This window comes from Streptomyces sp. DT190 (genome assembly GCF_049846985.1).
Lineage (GTDB): Bacteria > Actinomycetota > Actinomycetes > Streptomycetales > Streptomycetaceae > Streptomyces.
The window spans coordinates 1-206 of record NZ_JBNCNM010000105.1 but is presented as its reverse complement, the minus strand read 5'-3'; the positions used below and the strand labels follow the sequence as shown (position 1 = coordinate 206).

Sequence of the window (206 nt, the reverse complement as noted above, 5' to 3'; positions counted from 1 at the left end):
GTCCACGGCCATGATCTGGACACCGACCGCGTCCTGGGCGAAGGCGACCTCGTTCCGCTCCCCACCTACGCCTTCCAGCGCGACCCGTACTGGATGGACACGACCAAGTCCTCCGGCGACCTGCGCTCGGTGGGGCTGCGGGCTTCGGAGCATCCGTGGCTGGGGGCGGTGACGGGGACAGCGGCCGACGACGGCTATCTGTTCAC

General features: G+C 69.4%; 1 protein-coding gene. It reads left to right on the top strand.

What is annotated here, in order from left to right; genetic code table 11:
* Positions 1 to 206: hypothetical protein (locus ACPXCS_RS39795; protein WP_425952391.1), on the top strand; the 206-nt coding region annotated here is incomplete at both ends.